Origin of the sequence: Polyangium mundeleinium (genome assembly GCF_028369105.1) — a bacterium.
In the GTDB taxonomy this organism is placed as follows: domain Bacteria; phylum Myxococcota_A; class Polyangia; order Polyangiales; family Polyangiaceae; genus Polyangium; species Polyangium mundeleinium.
Genome location: NZ_JAQNDO010000001.1, coordinates 4093385 through 4108892, shown reverse-complemented (window position 1 = coordinate 4108892; position 15508 = coordinate 4093385). Strand labels below are relative to the sequence as shown.

Below are 15508 nucleotides of genomic sequence, written 5' to 3'. Positions count from 1 at the left end.
CGTGGACTTCGGCAAGGAAGTGCGGCGGCGGCGAGAGGCGCTGGGCCTGACCCTGGAGCAGCTCGCGGAGCGCGCCGGGCTGACGCCGAACTACATCGGGGGCATCGAGACCGGCCGGCGTGACCCCTCGCTGTCGAGCATCCTCGGGCTTGCGAAGGGCCTGGGGGTGCCGCCGGGGGAGCTCGTGGGAGGTATCCACGACCTCCAGCCGGCCGCCATCGAGGCAGCACGACTCTTCCAAGGCGCGTCCGAGGACGTCCAGGATGCTGTTCTTCGCCTCCTGCGTGCGGTGACACGGGGACGGCGGCGGAGCGGGTGAGCCGGGCCTGGGCGGGGCCTAGGTGGCTGGTGTTTTTCGCAGCGGCCACGCTGCAGGTAGCGTGTCCGCTGCGAAAAACACCGGCCACCTAGAGGGGAGCCCGTCTGGCAACCAACCATGGGGACCATCACCACGGTTGCTGCAGACTCCCCTTCGCCTCGCGCCAGGGAGGACTCGGGCGCCGACGCCAAGGGCCGAGGGCGGTCCGTGAGCCGCGCCGATCCCTCGGCTCGCGCTCCGAGATGAACCGAGGATTCCGCGCATGCCGGCGATCGAGCCCGTTGAAGAAGCGCGTGAACAAGAGCGGGCCTCGGCTCGGGGAGAAGTAGCCGGCGCCGTTTGCCCACGGCGCTCACCTCTGGCCGCGCCCCGGTGGTGCCGGCGCTATGATGCGCGGTATCCGTCCTGCGCCCCCCATTCTTCCGCTCGGGCGCGCGACCAGGCATCTCTTCGTCCTCGAAGGAGGTTCGTCATGGCTACAGGGACGACCGAGGCCGAGCGCCGGTGGCGGCGCATCGTGGAGAAGTGGCGACGCAGCGGCCTGCCGGCGCGCGAGTTTGCCGCGCAGCAGGGGCTCAGCCCGTATACGATCTATTGGTGGAGCAGCCGGCTGGGAAAGCAGGATGCAGCGCAGGGCACCGACTCCCCGGCAGCGACCATCCCCAAACTTCTGCCCGTCGAAATCGTCGACGAGGCCCCGCTCACCTCGCAGCCCCCACCTGCGGCCCTGGAGGTCGTTTTGCCGCACGGCGAGGTGATTCGCGTGCTGCTGGGCGCTGACCTGACCCAGCTCGGCCGTGTCGTCGCAGCGCTGCGCGGAGGTGCGGCATGAATCCGACACGCATGGCCATCTTCGTCGCCACCGAGCGGCTCGATTTGCGTCGCTCGTTCGATGGGCTCGCGGGCGTCGTGCGCGAGGTGCTGCGCGAGGATCCGCTCTCTGGAGCGCTGTTCATGTTCTTCAACAAGACGGCCGACCGGGTGAAGATCTTTTGGTGGGACCGGACCGGTTACTGCCTGCTGTACAAGCGCCTCGAGCGCGGGACGTTCCGGGTGCCGCAGGGACTGGAGCCGGGCGCCAGGAGCGTCACGATCGAGGCGGCCGAGATGGCCAAGCTCCTCGAAGGCATCTGCCTGCCGCCGTCGAAACAGCGCATCCGGCCCCTCGCCGCCTGAGCGCCGTACGGTTGAGAAAAACTTTCCCCTTTACAAGCCAGCGCGGGGCGTGTAGAAGCACGCCCCGTGACGTTCGCCGAGCTTGAGGCGCAGGTCATCGCTCTGGAGAAGCAGCTCTCGCGCGTTGCGCATGAGCGCGGCGCGTACCGCAAGCTCTACGAGCTTTGCAGCATCGAGCTGGAGCGATTGCGGCGCCACATCTTCGGGCAGAAGGCCGAGCGCGTCGATCCTGCGCAGACGCAGCTGGCGCTGGACGCCGTCGTGCAGTCGCTCGGCGCCCTGCCGGCGCAGACCGAGCAGCCCTCGGCCACTCCGGACCCTGCGCCGGCAGGGGACAGCACGCTGCCAGCCGGAGGCAAGCCCAAGCCCAAGGAGCGCAAGGTCACGCCCCACGGGCGGCAGAATCTGCCCGGGCATCTTCCCGTCGTGCGCTTCTTGCTGTCGAGATCGATGACGAAGAACCGGCCGTCCTGCGGCTCGATGCGCGCATGGCATCGCGACAGGCTCTTGTGGGGGACGCAGATGGCCAGATCCTCTGCGCGCCCGATGGTCTCCGCCGCGTCCCCGATGACAAAGCACCTCTCATCGGGCTCTCCCGGATTGTAAACGAGCGTCGGCTCGGGTCGTTAGACTACCTAATCATCGCCGCGCAGGGCCAGGTCGGGGTCATCGCCCAGCAAGTAGGCGCCTCCACCTCGCGGGTTCGCGCCATCGCTTCCGTGGGCCGGGCCGTTGCCTCCCACGCCGGCGCCACGATCCCCCGAGCTCGAGCCATCGGCTCTTGACCTCGAGCCATCGCCTCCTCGTGGCTGCCCCCCGGCGTAGCTCGCATTGGCTCCGGCCGGGGCGTCCATTCGGCAGGCGTTCTTGTGCTCCAGGCGCCACTCGGGCAGCATGCGGCCGATCACAAGGCCCAACGGACCGCGCCAGTGTCGTCTTCAGCCAGCGGCACGCAGAGGAACAGGTGCGCATGAGCGAGACCCTATTGAAACCGATCACCGCGGAGCGACAGCCGGCCCGCGGCTGGCAGGTTCGCGTCAACGGCGCGCTCCTGCAGGATGTATCGTTGCTCATACTCGAGCACGGCGACATCGGGACGCTCACGTATGGCGACACGCCGGCCGGCTATGATAGCTGGGCCTTCCGCCATGCCTGCGGCGGCGTCGTGATCCTTCCGTTCTGCTTCATCGACGACGCACTCGTTGTTGGCCTGGTCCGCGAGCATCGGTTCAACCAGGGCGGCGACGTCTGGAACGCGCCGCGCGGCTTCCTCGAGCGTGGCGAGAGCGCGGAGGACGGCGCGATCCGCGAGCTCTCGGAGGAGACGGGCTACGAGTTCTCCGGGCGCGGGCTGGTCAGCTTGCCGGGGCCCCGTGGCAACCCGAACAGCGCCTTCTTCGACACGCGGTCCGAGGATCGGGGGATGGCGTTCTTCGCCCTGGAGGTGTCACGCGACGAGCTCGAGCGCGACGAGAAGGGCTACGTCTTCCGCGAAGGCCGGGTCGACCGCTCGGAGGCGGCGCTCCAGCATCGCGTCGCCGAGCAGATCGGGGACGTCCACTTCCTGCGCTGGGAAGAGGCGGCTTGCGTGGGCGACATGTTCACGAATGCGATCGTCGCGCGGCTGTTGGCCTGGCTGCGTTCGCATGACGAGCGCGGCGGCGCCCAGACGCGCATCGATCCCCGCCCTCCGCGCTCATAGCTCGGTGTCCTCCTCCCACGGGCCGGGTCCGCCGTTGCCGATATGCGTTTCGTCGCAGTACGGCAGGTTCCGCGAGCGACCGCAAGTGCACCACCCGCGGCGTCCGGGGAAGCGACGGATCACGTTCTTGGACTGGCACGATCGACACGCCGGCGGAAAGTCCGCGTTGGCCGTCGCTTCATAGAAGCTCGCCGCCGGCTCTCCGCCGAGGATCTCGAGGAGCGTGCTCTGGCGCAGGTTCCCGAGGATGTGGGGCTCGTGCGCGGGGACCTGCGACTGCATGTTGGAGCACGGCATGACGTTGCCGTTGTAGTCGATCCCCAGGTTGATCGTGATCCGATTGCAGGGCTGCGTCCGCCGCCTCGTCGACAGGTGGACCAGGCTGCCCCCCCGGTCGTACAGCTCGGTGAACGGCGCGACGGTGACGTCGTGATAATAGACAATCTTCCCGTCGTGGAGGAACAGGATGTGATTGCCGGGGCTCACCGTGTACACGCTGTGGACGTCGACGAACTGCACCATCGCCTCGAAGCTCGGATCCTTCTCCTCGTAGCGCCTGACCATCATGAAGTGCAGCTGGCTGTCCCGCAGGAAGTTGTTGCCCTCCGACAGGAAGCTGAGGTTCGAGGCGGCCCAGAACTCGACCCCCCGGTGCACCTCCTTGATCTTCGCGATGATCGCGTTGATCTTGGCGGTCTGACCGCGGTGAATGAAGGGCTCGTTGTAGCGATGGAACGCCATCCGCCGGAGGTTTGGCAGCATGGGCACCGCGCGGATGATCTCGTCGATCACCCGCTCTTCCGTGTAGACGACCTTCTCGTTCCGCTCGAGGAGGCTGTTGGGACAGAAGTCGCACTGCTTGGGGCAGTAGGAGTGGAGCTCCAGCTCGATCGATTTGACCCGCTCTCGCAGCATGTCAGCGACCCCTCTCTCCCGACCCCTCGGCCGGCTTGGTGCACACGAACAGGAGGGCGCCCCGCTTGCCCTTGAGCGGCACCTCGGCCGCCAAGACAAACCCCGCCTCCCGCATGCAGACCCTCCAGTAATCGAGCGGAAAGACGCCCAGCGTGTGGACGTCGTGCTCGATGGTCAACGCGCCGTCTCTGCGGATGAGCATCACCAGCGCCATCGAGAACTGCTCGTCTTCGGGATCCGGGTCGAACTTGTTCTGGATGAACACGACATCCAGGCGCGGGTCCGCCCCCTCCGGCGTGCTGGAGCCCGCCCTGCTGGAGATCGATATCCCCGTGTCGTTTTGAATGAAGTTCTCCTCGTACACCTCCGTGAAGCAGACGAACACGCCGCCGGCCTCGACGTGGGCAAAGGCTCGCTCCATGGCGCGCCGCAGGTCCTCGCGGGTGTTCATGTAGACCACGGACTGCCCCAGGAACACCGCGTCGAACCGGCGCGGCAAGGTGAAGCTACGCATGTCTCCCAGGGTGAATGCACACTCCGGGTTGAGCCTCCGTGCGTGCTCGAGCATCGGCTCGCTGATGTCGATCCCCGACAGCTCGAAGTAGCCCTTCAACGTGAAAGCGTTGTTGCCGCCGCCGCACCCGATCTCCAGCAGCGTCCTCGGCGCGGAGGGGGCGTGCTCCCGGATCAGCCGGGCCACGAGCTCGCTCTCCACGCGGTAGTCCGCCGGGCTCCCCCATAGCGGCCACAGCCACGCCAGTTCGTCATAGATGCGATGGGCAGGCTCTCTCATGGCGATGTCTCGAGTCGCGAAACCGCGGGTGGCCGGCTCTGCGCCGCCAGCCCGCGATGATAGCCTGACATCGTGCCCTGCGTCACGTCGCGGTCATCGGACCTCGACGACGGGTGCGACATGAACAGGCGCTCAAGTGACGCGGAGGGCGGCAACGATGCTGTCCGCGTCGCTTTCAGGTAGACGTCGAGGCACCGCTAGGTTAGGACTCAAACGCAAGCTGCGCGACTACGTTTGCGCACGCAAAGGAGGTCACCATGGTCCCCGAGAAAGTTATCCAGCTCGATGCCGACATCCCCAGGGAGCGCCTTGTTGAGGGCGTGCAGCAGCTGTCCGTTGCCGAGATCGAGTCGATGAGCATCGCGGACATCAGCACGCTGAACAACAACGTGCTGAAGGACGTGCTCAACGACGCCATCCGCAATCGCCTGGCCCAGCATCTGGGCGGGACGTACACCTCCGCGCCCAAGATGTCGATCGCGGAGCTCAACAAGCAGCAGTCCGCGGGCTGAGCCCCCGGTCCGGCGGGGCCGCGTGACGCTCGTCGTCGGGCAAAGGCGACGAGCGCTCCGAGACCCCGCCGGCTCCAGCGCGTGGCCAGCGCCGCGCAGCTCGTACGTATCTCGGCAGCCGAGCGGACAGGCCCCAAAGACGTCCTCTGCATTGCGCCGCAAAGGCCTTTCCAGCGATGCCTTTCACCAATTTTGTATGGAAGATCGCCAGCCGGTGCAACCTCGACTGCACCTATTGCTACGTCTATCATGCCGGCGACTCGAGCTGGCGTCGCCAGCCCCCATACATGGGAGAGGACGTCGCGCGTGCGGCGGCGCGGCGGATCCGCGAATACTGCGAGCACCATCAGCTCACCAGGATCAACATCAATTTTCACGGGGGAGAGCCCCTGCTCTGCGGGCGCGAGCGCCTCGAGGGCATCCTCCGGGCCCTGCGAGAGACCTTCGACGGGTCGGGGGTCCGCGTGAACTCCTCGCTGCAATCCAACGGTATCCCGTTCACGCGCGAGCTCGGCGAGCTCCTGCTCCGCGCGGACGTCGGCCTCTACATCAGCCTTGACGGGCCTCCGCGGATCAACGATCTGCGCCGCGTCGATCATCGCATGCGCCCGACCTCCGCCGACGTCGAGGACAAACTCGCGCTCATCACCTCACCCGAGCTTCGCCCGATCTTCCAGGGGTTCTTGGCGGTCGTCGACCCGCGGTCGTCCGCGAGGGAGGTGTTCGACTACCTCGCGAGCTTCTCCCCGCCGGCCATCGATTTCCTCTTGCCGCTGCGCAACCACGACAGCCGCGTCGAGGACGACGGACGTCCGGATCCGTACGCGGCCTGGCTCATTGAGTGCTTTGATCACTGGCTCGGCAAGGGCTCACGCGTCCGGATCCGTAGCTTCGAGCGGTGGATGACGTGGCTCCTGCGCCCCGAGGCCGGCGACGCGCTCGACCACTTCGACTCCATCGTCATCGAGTCCAACGGCGAGATGGAGGCGGATGACACGCTCAAGACGGCGTACCACGGCGCGGCTCACCTCGGACACAACGTGTTCGCGCACTCGCTCGTCGAGCTCGAGCGCGCGCCCGCGCTGCACGCCCTGCGCGTCGCCACGCGCCCCTCCGCGACGTGCCTCGGGTGCGGCTATTACAGCGCTTGCCGGGGCGGGCACGTCTCCCACCGCTACTCCTCCTCGCGCGGATTCGACAATCCGAGCGTCTACTGCCCTGACCTCCAGGTCTTCATCCGCCACGTCCACGCGCGGCTGGTGGCGGAGCTGCGCGGCATCAAGCGCGCGGCTCCCCCTGAGGACGCTCCCGGTGGGTGACTGCAAGGTCATCCCGCTGTGGCGCGGTCGCAAATCGGGTTTGCCCACGTGGGGACCCACGATGGAGGTCCATCGCGCCGACCGGCCGCGCGCGACCCCGGGCCCCGCGGTCGTGATCTTTCCGGGGGGTGGTTATCAGGTGAACGCCCCGAGCGAGAGCCTCCCGGTCGTGCGGTGGCTCTGCGACGCGGGGTTTCACGCGGTCCTGGCGTTCTACCGGGTCGCGCCGTGTGCATACCCCGCAGCGGTGGCGGACGCGATGCGCGCCGTCCGGCTCACGCGTCACCACGCGGCGGAGCTCGGGATCGATCCCGAGAGGATCGGTATGGTGGGCTTCAGCGCCGGCGGGCACCTCGCGGGTCTCGTCTCCTTCGCTCCTCACCTGATGGCCGACCCCGACGATGATCTCGCGGCGACAATCAGCCCGAGACCGCAGCGCCTCGCGCTGGTGTATCCGGTCGGATCCTTCCTGCCGCCGACCCACGAGGGATCCGTCGCACGGTTCTGCGGCGTCGACTCCCCCGACGCGGATCTCCGCGCCCGATTCAGCCTGGAGCGCCTGGTCGATCGAGACGCCCCACCGGTCCTGATCGCCCACGCGGCGGACGATCTTACCGTCCCCCTCACGAGTTCGCTCACGCTCGCGCGAGCCTACCGCGAGAATAACGTGGACGTCTCGGCGCACGTCTTCCCTCGCGGCGGACATGGCTTCGTCCTCGAGCCTCCGGACGCCGGAGCGGCCTGGCCTGATCCGCTGCGCCTGTGGTTCGAGCAGTTATAGGAGCATTGACGATGTCCCCGACGACGCGAGCGCCTCGGACGCCGCTCCTCTGCCGCGATCCTCGAGAATACCTCGCCGCTGCCCTCGATCTCGAGGCGCTCGAGGCCGCTTGCGGTCACGCGCTGATCCCCGTGGCGGGGAGCGAGGGCCAGCTCGCCGCCGACCGCGCCACGCTGTCCCCCGGCGCGGGCGTGCGCTACGAAGGGTCAAGCTCGCTCGACCTGCTGGCTTCACCGGGCTGGCTCGCGGCGCGGCTGCGCGAGATACACGAGGAGCGGCGCCGCGCCGGGGGCTCGGCCTGCGTCGTCTGGGCCCACGATGCGCTGTGCACCGCCGGGATCGTGCACGCGATCGTCGAGGACAAGTCCCTGATCATCGCCGAGGCGGACGATGACCTCGAGCACCTCGGCGATCTCCTGGGTGCCCGGACTTCTGTCGTGCTCACCATGTCTCCGGCGGCCCTCGAGCGGATAAGCTGCGATCGGCTCGCGCACGCGATGCGCGCGACGAGGACGCGCTGGGGGATCTTGACGGGCACGGACGTCGCGGGGGCGTCGAGGCTCGTGGCGCGCAGCCACGCCCGGCGACCGCCGCAGCTCCCGCGAGGCCTCGTGTATCAGCTCGGGCGCGAGGCGCCGATCAAGCTCGACGATCTCGACGAGACCGTGCTCCCGAATCACCCGGCCCCCGATCGATTGACGAGGATCCTCGGCGGCGAACCCTTCGTGATCTTCTCGGGCCACGGCCGATCGTACTGCGCGATGGATGGGAACCTGTGCTCCCGGCTCGACGCAGCGGCAGCCGGCGATCGCGCCTGCTTCGCGGGGTTCGACTGCATGTTCCCGAACGAGCCGCGCGTCCCGGCGGGGGCGCTGCGGGGCGATGTGCTCGTCCTCGAGCAGTGCGCCACCGCGGCCTTTCGGCTCAATTACCCGCAGCCCGCCGGCGGGGCCAACCTGGCGCTCCAGCTCCTGAACGGCGCCGCCTCGGCCGTCATCTCTCCGTATCGTATCCACCACCCGACCGCATTCGCGTCGTACTTGAGCTGGGAGCACTGCCTGCGGGGAGCGACCATGGGCGAGCTGTGCCACGCGCTCGGACGGCTCGCCGAACAGAAGACTGGGATGCCGAGCCCGTACATCCTGCTCGGTGATCCCGACCTGCGAATCTGCGCTCCCGAGAGCGTCGCCGAGGTGCCGCGGCACACGGGTGCCCTCGGGGGCCACGTGAGGCTGGCAATAACGCCGGGACGAATCTGTCGCCATCGGGTTGCGATCGACGGCCTGACGGCCGCGGAGCGCCTGCACGGCCTCGTCGACGACGCACTCATCGACAGGCTGGCAATCGAGGTGATCCGACACGAGGACAGACCGTCGGAGGTCGACCTCGTCATCGCCTGTGACCGCGGCGTGTCCGCCGCCGAGGTCGACGTGACGCTGACCTCACGCGATCCGCTGCGCCCCGATCTCGTGGAGATCATCGATCAGACCGGCCGCGCGCTGCGAGAGGCGAGGGCGTGCTTCGACGGTGGATTCGAGGACCGCTCGCTCGACGCGCTCGATCGCTTGCTGGCCGAGGTCGGACCGAAGCTCGTGATGGCGCACGACGCTGACTTCACCTCTGCCTCGCTCCACGCCGCGGTGGAGGAGGCGCAGCAGATCCTCATCGGCGCTTGCGCCGCGGCGCAGGCGTCGATGATCGAGATCGTGGTGCGCCGGGCCGAGGAGCACGTCCAGTGGCTCGAGAACCACTACCGGGCCGCGCGCGGTATGCGGCGGTCGGGCGTCCGCTGGCTGTCAACGCCCTGTCCGTACTGCGGCAGCCGCCTGGTCGCGAGGCGCTACCGCGCCGGTCTGTGGCCGTCGGAGCGGCGCGAGACGGTGGAGTGCGAGCGCTGCCTCGTGATCGCCGATCTCCCGGAGGAGCGGTCGTTGCTGACGATCGACTGCGCGGAGACGGTCACCGGCGGCGAGCTGATCCACCTGCGCCTGCGCGCTCGCAACGATCTGCCGGTGACCGCGCTGATCCACTGCGGCGTCGCGCTGGACCGCAAGGGCAGCGACCTGGACCGGTTCACGGTCGAGCCGCCGCCTCGCCACGTCATCCTTGCGCCGGGCAAGGAGCTTGACGTCGCGTTCATCGCGCGCCCCGGCCCCGGTGTTCGCTCGAACGCGATCAACGTGCATGGCGTGATGCTCAGCAACGGCGCCCTGTGCTCCGCGCTGCGCCGGATCAACATCGTCCGCAGGGATCCTCAGCCCTGACGATCCGGCCTCTCGGCCTCGCGGGCCAGTCGCTCGGCCAGGGCGACGTCGGAGGCGGACCCCGCGATGAACGGCGTGCGCTGATGGATCGACGCGGGCTCGATGTCGAGGATGGCGCGACGCCCGTCGGATGCCGCTCCGCCGGAGGCCTCGATCACCATGGCGAGCGGGCTGCACTCGTAGAGCAGGCGGAGCTTGCCCTGCGGGCGACGTTGGTCCTCGGGCACCGCAGTGATCCCGCCGCGCACGAGGTTACGGTGGACGTCCGCGACGAGGGTGCCCACAAACCGCGAGACGAGGCGCCGCGTGTCTGCGTTGCGTCCGACGAGGGCCGCGACGTACGCCGTCATCCACGTGGGCCAGTAGCGCGCGTTCGCGTCGTTGACGGAGAGCACGGCCGTGACGTCGGGCGCCTTTAGCGCCTCGCAGGTGCGGACAAACCTGCCGCGATCCGGATCGAGCACGAACATCGACGCACGGCCGCCCACGGCGAGGACGAGGATGACGGCGGCGCCGTACAGCAGGTAGCCGGCGGCTGCCTGCTCACGCCCGGCGCGCAGAAAGTCCTCGGTCTGGAGAGGACCCCGCCGCGATCGCGGGACCACGCTGAAGATCGAGCCCACCGACATCCCGGACTCGAGGTTGTCCGAGCCGTCGAGCGGATCGAAGGCGATCACGAAGGACCCTTCCTCGTGCCCTTCATACGCGATCACACCCTCGTGCTCCTCCGAGGCCACGCCTGCGACCGCCGATGATCGCCGGAAGGCCGACAGCAGCACGTCGGCCGCGAGACGGTCGAGCGGCTTGACCTCCTCACCGTGCACGTTGACGGCGCCCGAGCCTCCCCGTACGCCCGAGAGCGGCGCTCGCCGGACGAGGTCGGCGATGGCGAGCCCGGCCTCCGCCGCGAGCCCCAGCGCCTCGCTCAGGCGCGCTGGCACGCCGCCCGACCGGTCGAGCGCACGGAGGTGCTCCTCGAGGGTCGGAGGCCCCGCCTCGAGCCGGCGCGCGGCGGGGGCTCTCTTGGGCGAGAGATGGCGCAGCACCTCCACGAGATCCCCCTGCCAGTGGAAGCCCGCGGACGGGAGGTTGGGGACGATGATGCCGGCGCGGATCGCATCGTCGAGCAAGGGCCTCGCGGCCTCGTAGTGCGGCAGGTGCAGCCGCTGGATCACCTTGAGCACCTGCGCGCGCGGCAGACGTCCCGCGGCGACCTGCTCCAGCAGTTGCATGAGGCCGTCGTCGTCTGTCAGGTGGTGCAGGGGAATGCGGAGCAGCTCCTCCGTCGGACCGACCTGGCCATGTCCACAGCGACGGGGAAGCGACGGGCGCGCCCTGCTGGCCACGTGGAGGTGCGGACGGGGCGATCCCTCGGCCGTGTGGACCAGTTGCATGTCGCGCGCCCGCTGCGCCGTTCCATCCCACACCCACTCGAGCTGCCCGTCGCTCGCGCGCTGGATCGGACGGCGGCAGACGTCGCAGGTCCACGCCTCCGGCAGGTTGGAGATGCGCTCCAGGATCGCGCGCAGCACGTTCTCGGCCGAGGGATCGCCCCCGTGATGAGGCGCGCCGCGGGCCTCGAGCACCATCATTGCGCGCGCCACCAGCGCTGCGTCCAGCCATACCAGCACAGAGCGCTCTTCGGTGTCGTCGACGTGGGCCATGGTGAGCTTGGAGCGTGTGAATCTCGTGGAAGGGGTGTCAGACGGAGACCAGGCCGATCAGCGCGGCGAGCTGGTCGAGGTTGGAGACGCTGTGGTCCCCGGCAATCCCGAAGCCGACGAAGGCGACGCCGGCGGCGCGCGCGGCCTCGCGATCGTTCGCCGAGTCGCCGACCAGGCAGACCTCACGCGGGGCCAGGCCGAGCGCGGCGCACGCGGCCAGCGGCAGATCAGGGGCCGGCTTGGGCCTCGCGACCTCATCACTGGCGACCAGCAGAGGCGGACCGAGGCCCGCCAGCTCGAGGATCTGCAGCGCGAGTCGGCGGGCGGTGTTGGTCACCACCGCGCTGGGAAGCCCGCGCTCCCGCAGCCGCTCGAGGAGCTGCGCCGCGAACGGCTCCACGCGCAGGTGCTCGACGTGCTCCTCGAAGTGGCGCTCGTAATAGAGGCTCACTACCTCGTTTTCGTGGCCTGGGTAGAACTGACGCGCATCGGCGGCGATCGACTGCCCCCACGACTCGTCGAACGCGTCGCGACGAATCGGGGGGCACATCAGATCTCGCGCGGCGGCGTTCATCAGCGCAAACCACGCATCGCGGGTGTCGACGAGGACACCGTCGAGGTCGAAGAGGACTCCAGCCGGCCGCAGGCGCACGGGCTCCTGCACTTACGCGTCGGCGTCCGACCACCCGACGTCGTGGTCGTGGCGGCTGTTGGACAGCTCGTCGTTATACGCCCGGGCCTTGATCAAGTAGCGGTCCGGATCCGTGAACAGCGTCCGCGCGTGCAAGGTCCGCCGGTTGAGCAGGAAGAGGGCCTCGCCGGGCCCGAGGAGGTGCTCGTAGGGTGCGGTGGTGGTGATCGCGTGGACCAACATGTCGATCGCGTCGACCTGCTCCACGGTGGGCTCCCGACCGAGCGAAGCGAAGCCGTCCGCGATCGCGCCGAGCCGAAAGCGGATCCCGTCGGTGCCGAAGAGGATCGGGGCCAGCAGGACCCGCGGCGGCCGTCGGAGCTTGCCACCGAAGGGGAAGCGAGCCTCCCGCAACGTGCGGAGGGCGTGGTCGCCGCCTTCCTGCGCTTCGAGCGCGCGGACGATGTCCTGCACGCTCCAGATCAGGTTGCTCCCACCGTCGTGCGCGGGGCGGACGCTCCAGAGCGAGACGATGTCCTCGGGCATGGGCTTCGAGCTCTCGTCCGCATGGACCTCGCAATCGTAGCGATAGGTGACATCCGTGCTCCCCGGCGCGGTGGGCCGGACGTCCTCGGTGAGGATGCCGCTATGCGCGTTGTACGCGTTGTCGTCGGACACCCTCCCGAGCAGGGACAGCAGGGCGACGATGAGCCCGCGGTGCCGGCCTGGCGCTGCGCGCTGCCAGTCGACACCTTGCACCACGCAGAAATGCGGCGGACAGGAGAGCCGCGCGGCGATCGAGGCGGCAAGCTCGGCCAGCGGGGGAACGCGATCGAGCAGCATCCGACGCACGGCAGCCTGTGCGTCGGGTCGATGGAGATCATGCACGGGCTCGACGATCTGCCAGACCTGCTCGAGGTTCGAATCGTCGATCTGCGCTCGCACGGGATGCGCCTCGCCGATCGGACGCGTGGATCGGACCTCGTGAGCCCCCGCGACCAGAGCTTCCCATCTCGTCCGGCGAGGGCGGCTCGTCGACGCCGTGCATACGCCCACGGCTTCCCGCAGCGCCGCCGCGATCGTCTCGACGTGCTCGGGTTCGTACCGCTCGGTCCACGGCAGCACGAGCACATCGGCGAGACCTCTGCGGGTGCCCGGGAAGCGCTCGTCGGAGTAGTCCAGGGCCTCGGGGCGCGCCAACGTGAAGGGATATCGACTGGTGCCGAAGGTCTTCTGGGAGCGCATCATCGACCACTCGAAGGCCGGTCGCTGGTAGTGAGGTGCGCAGGGCACGCCTCGCTCGGCGAGCTGGGCGCCGAGGGCGGTCGGTCCACCCGCGATCAGCGCCGGGTCCACGCGCAGGGCGTATCTCCAGTACGAGTGCAGGCCTCGCGGGTGGCTCGACAAGGGGGAGAGTCCTTCGATCTGCGCCACCGCCTCGTCGAGCAGCCTCGCGGCCACGCGACGGGCGGCGACGCCTCGCTCGAGTTTGTCGAGCTGGGCCAGCGCCACCGCCGCCTGGAGCTCGGTCATCCGCAGGTTCATCGCCAGGAAGTGGTGGTCGGGCCACGGATCGCTGTAGACGCGCGCCTTGTTGACGAACTGGTGCAGGCGTCGCGCGAGAGCGCCGTCGGCGGCGGCGACCAGCCCACCCTCGCCGGTCGTGATGTGCTTGCCTTGCTGGAGGCTGAAGCAGGCGATGTCACCGAAGGAGCCCACATGGCGGCCGTCGATGCGGCTCCCGTAGGCCTGGGCGCAGTCCTCGATGACCGGGATGGAGCGCGAGCGGCCGAGCGCCACGATCGCATCGATGGCGGCGGGGTTGCCGAACAGGTGGGTGACGATGATCCCGCGCGTGCGATCGGTGATGCACCGCTCGATGGTGGCCGCCGTGATCAGCAGCGAGTCGGGGTCGACGTCAGCGAAGACGGGGATGCACCCCTGCCAGAGGATCGGCCCCACCCCGCCGAAGTCGGTGATCGACGAGGTGATGATCTCGCTGCCGGGCTCCGGATCAAGGGCAGCGACGGCGGCGTGGACAGCGGCCGTTCCGGAGCTGCAAGCGTGCACGTGCGCGACGCCCAGCATCTCCGCGAAGCTCTTCTCCAGGCGAACCGCGAACGTCCCACGGGTGACGGTCAACGTCCCCGAGGCGAGGACCGCCCGGAGGTTTTCGAGCTCCGCGTCGTCGAACGATCGCCCCGACGCGACCTGATCCGATGGCAGGGGGCGTCGTGCTGTCATGGCTGGAGCCCGTGCGTCCTTTCGTCCCTCGCGTAGTGCTGGTGGTAGTAGGTCATCGTCTCCAGCAGCACCTCCGACAAGGGCCGCTTGGGTCGCCATCCGAGCAGGCGCTCGGCCTTGCTGGTGTCGGGCATCCGGCGATCGCAGTCCTCGTAGCCGGTGCCGTAGAAGTCCAGCGCGCTGACGTGGACGATCGGGTGATCGTTGTATCGAGGCGATCCGGTGATGACGGCGTAGGTCCGGCGCATCGCGTCGGCGAGCTCTGCCATCGTGACCTCGTTGTTGCGATTGCCGATATTGAAGATATTGTTCTGCGCCTTCTCGGGGCGCTCGAGCATGAGCATGATCGCGTCGATGGCCTCGTGGATCGAGATGATCGTGCGCCTCGCCTGCCCGCCGTCGACGAGCTGCAAGGGCTTGCCATCCATCAAGGCGGTCATGAAGCACGCGAGCACCCTGGGAACGCCCTCCCCGTCGCGCCCCGGGATATAGTCCATCTTCGGACCGAAAAAGTTCAACGGCCGGATGATGGTGAACGGCATCTCGTGCTCCGCGTGATGCGCGTAGATCAGCCGCTCGGTCATCTGCTTGGCGCAGGCGTACGTCCACCGCTGGTTGCGGATGGGGCCCATGATGAGCGGGGTGTCGTCCTCGCGGAGCTCGTAGAGCGCCGGGTCGTCGTACTTGTTCGCGGGCAGGTAGCTGGCGATGGTTCGGCCGTAGACCTCGCTCGTGGAGAAGCTGATGAGCCAGCGTCGGTGCGCCGAGCACAGCTCTATGATGGGGTGAAGGTCGAACAGGTTCGCGTTGATGACCGCCAAAGGGCGCTTGTTGTAGTCTGCGGGGTTGCAGATCGCCGCGAGGTTGAGGACCACGTCCGCCCGCGCGATGGCCGCCTCGATGTCCTCGAGCGCGCCGGGGGCGCGGATCGTGCTGCGACGCAGGCGCAGCCTCGGGTTGTTGAGGTGCGCCTCGATCTTTCGTACGTCCGGGTCCCAGCCGTCGATCTCGAATCGATCGTCCACCAGCAGTCGATCCAGAAGATGGCTCCCGATGAAGCCACCACAACCTAGAATAACCAGCCGCATTGATGCCCTCTCGAAAGGAATGTCGAGCTCCATGACCCGACGCGACAGGTGCCGCCCGCGGTTCCGCTCCACTGCGCTCCCGCGCTGCTCTGACTGCGAG

The 15508-nt window shown here is 68.6% G+C and carries 14 protein-coding genes and 1 pseudogene; 9 read left to right on the top strand and 6 right to left on the bottom strand.

Annotation, left to right across the window (positions count from 1 at the left end):
- The first annotated feature begins 1 nt into the window (after window position 1).
- The 5 genes and pseudogenes from POL67_RS16470 (at window position 2) to POL67_RS16450 (ending at window position 3197) form a co-directional block, all read left to right on the top strand.
- Entirely contained in the window at window positions 2–319 is a 318-nt protein-coding gene (locus POL67_RS16470) for a helix-turn-helix domain-containing protein (protein WP_271918312.1), read from the top strand.
- A 472-nt stretch (window positions 320–791) separates the two neighbouring features.
- Window positions 792–1151, top strand: a complete 360-nt coding sequence (gene tnpA, locus POL67_RS16465; RefSeq protein ID WP_271918311.1) for an IS66 family insertion sequence element accessory protein TnpA — start codon at window positions 792–794, stop codon at window positions 1149–1151.
- An 11-nt stretch (window positions 1152–1162) separates the two neighbouring features.
- Window positions 1163–1495 (top strand): IS66 family insertion sequence element accessory protein TnpB, encoded by a 333-nt coding sequence (gene tnpB, locus POL67_RS16460; protein WP_271918310.1) that lies wholly within the window; start codon window positions 1163–1165, stop codon window positions 1493–1495.
- Window positions 1496–1561: 66 nt separating this feature from the next.
- Window positions 1562–1915 (top strand): annotated as a pseudogene (locus POL67_RS16455) (transposase domain-containing protein); the annotation flags it as partial.
- A gap of 550 nt (window positions 1916–2465) precedes the next feature.
- Window positions 2466–3197 carry an NUDIX domain-containing protein gene (locus tag POL67_RS16450; protein ID WP_271918308.1) on the top strand — a complete coding sequence of 244 codons (732 nt, stop codon included), beginning with the start codon at window positions 2466–2468 and terminating at the stop codon, window positions 3195–3197.
- On the opposite strand, the gene POL67_RS16445 is transcribed toward POL67_RS16450, so the two are convergent.
- Complete coding sequence (locus POL67_RS16445) at window positions 3192–4112, bottom strand: SPASM domain-containing protein (RefSeq protein ID WP_271918307.1); 921 nt, start codon at window positions 4110–4112, stop codon at window positions 3192–3194. The two genes, POL67_RS16450 and POL67_RS16445, sit on opposite strands and share 6 nt — an antisense overlap.
- 1 nt (window position 4113) lies before the next feature.
- The gene (locus tag POL67_RS16440) at window positions 4114–4905 is read right to left on the bottom strand and encodes a class I SAM-dependent DNA methyltransferase (protein ID WP_271918306.1); all 792 of its coding nucleotides are present in this window, start codon (window positions 4903–4905) and stop codon (window positions 4114–4116) included.
- A 257-nt stretch (window positions 4906–5162) separates the two neighbouring features.
- Here POL67_RS16440 and POL67_RS16435 point away from each other — a divergent pair, with 257 nt between their 5' ends.
- The 4 genes from POL67_RS16435 (at window position 5163) to POL67_RS16420 (ending at window position 9781) form a co-directional block, all read left to right on the top strand.
- Window positions 5163–5417, top strand: coding sequence for a hypothetical protein (locus POL67_RS16435; RefSeq protein WP_271918305.1), 255 nt, complete (start codon window positions 5163–5165; stop codon window positions 5415–5417).
- 176 nt (window positions 5418–5593) lie between these two features.
- Window positions 5594–6736 (top strand): radical SAM protein, encoded by a 1143-nt coding sequence (locus POL67_RS16430; protein WP_271918304.1) that lies wholly within the window; start codon window positions 5594–5596, stop codon window positions 6734–6736.
- On the top strand, window positions 6729–7517 hold the full coding sequence (locus POL67_RS16425; RefSeq protein WP_271918303.1) for an alpha/beta hydrolase: 789 nt from the start codon (window positions 6729–6731) through the stop codon (window positions 7515–7517). Before POL67_RS16430 ends, POL67_RS16425 begins: the two co-directional genes overlap by 8 nt.
- Window positions 7518–7528: 11 nt before the next feature.
- Window positions 7529–9781, top strand: a complete 2253-nt coding sequence (locus tag POL67_RS16420) for a hypothetical protein (RefSeq protein ID WP_271918302.1) — start codon at window positions 7529–7531, stop codon at window positions 9779–9781.
- Here POL67_RS16420 and POL67_RS16415 read toward each other — a convergent pair.
- From POL67_RS16415 to POL67_RS16400, 4 genes are read right to left on the bottom strand one after another with little or no spacing between them, the layout of a single operon-like run.
- The gene (locus POL67_RS16415) at window positions 9772–11445 is read right to left on the bottom strand and encodes a class 1 fructose-bisphosphatase (RefSeq protein WP_271918301.1); all 1674 of its coding nucleotides are present in this window, start codon (window positions 11443–11445) and stop codon (window positions 9772–9774) included. The two genes, POL67_RS16420 and POL67_RS16415, sit on opposite strands and share 10 nt — an antisense overlap.
- A gap of 37 nt (window positions 11446–11482) precedes the next feature.
- Complete coding sequence (locus tag POL67_RS16410; protein WP_271918300.1) at window positions 11483–12097, bottom strand: HAD family hydrolase; 615 nt, start codon at window positions 12095–12097, stop codon at window positions 11483–11485.
- Between the two features lie 12 nt (window positions 12098–12109).
- Window positions 12110–14320, bottom strand: coding sequence for a DegT/DnrJ/EryC1/StrS family aminotransferase (locus POL67_RS16405; RefSeq protein WP_271918299.1), 2211 nt, complete (start codon window positions 14318–14320; stop codon window positions 12110–12112).
- Window positions 14317–15408: an NAD-dependent epimerase/dehydratase family protein gene (locus tag POL67_RS16400; protein ID WP_271918298.1), complete on the bottom strand. Its 1092-nt coding sequence runs from the start codon at window positions 15406–15408 to the stop codon at window positions 14317–14319. Before POL67_RS16400 ends, POL67_RS16405 begins: the two co-directional genes overlap by 4 nt.
- Between the last annotated feature and the right edge of the window lie 100 nt (window positions 15409–15508).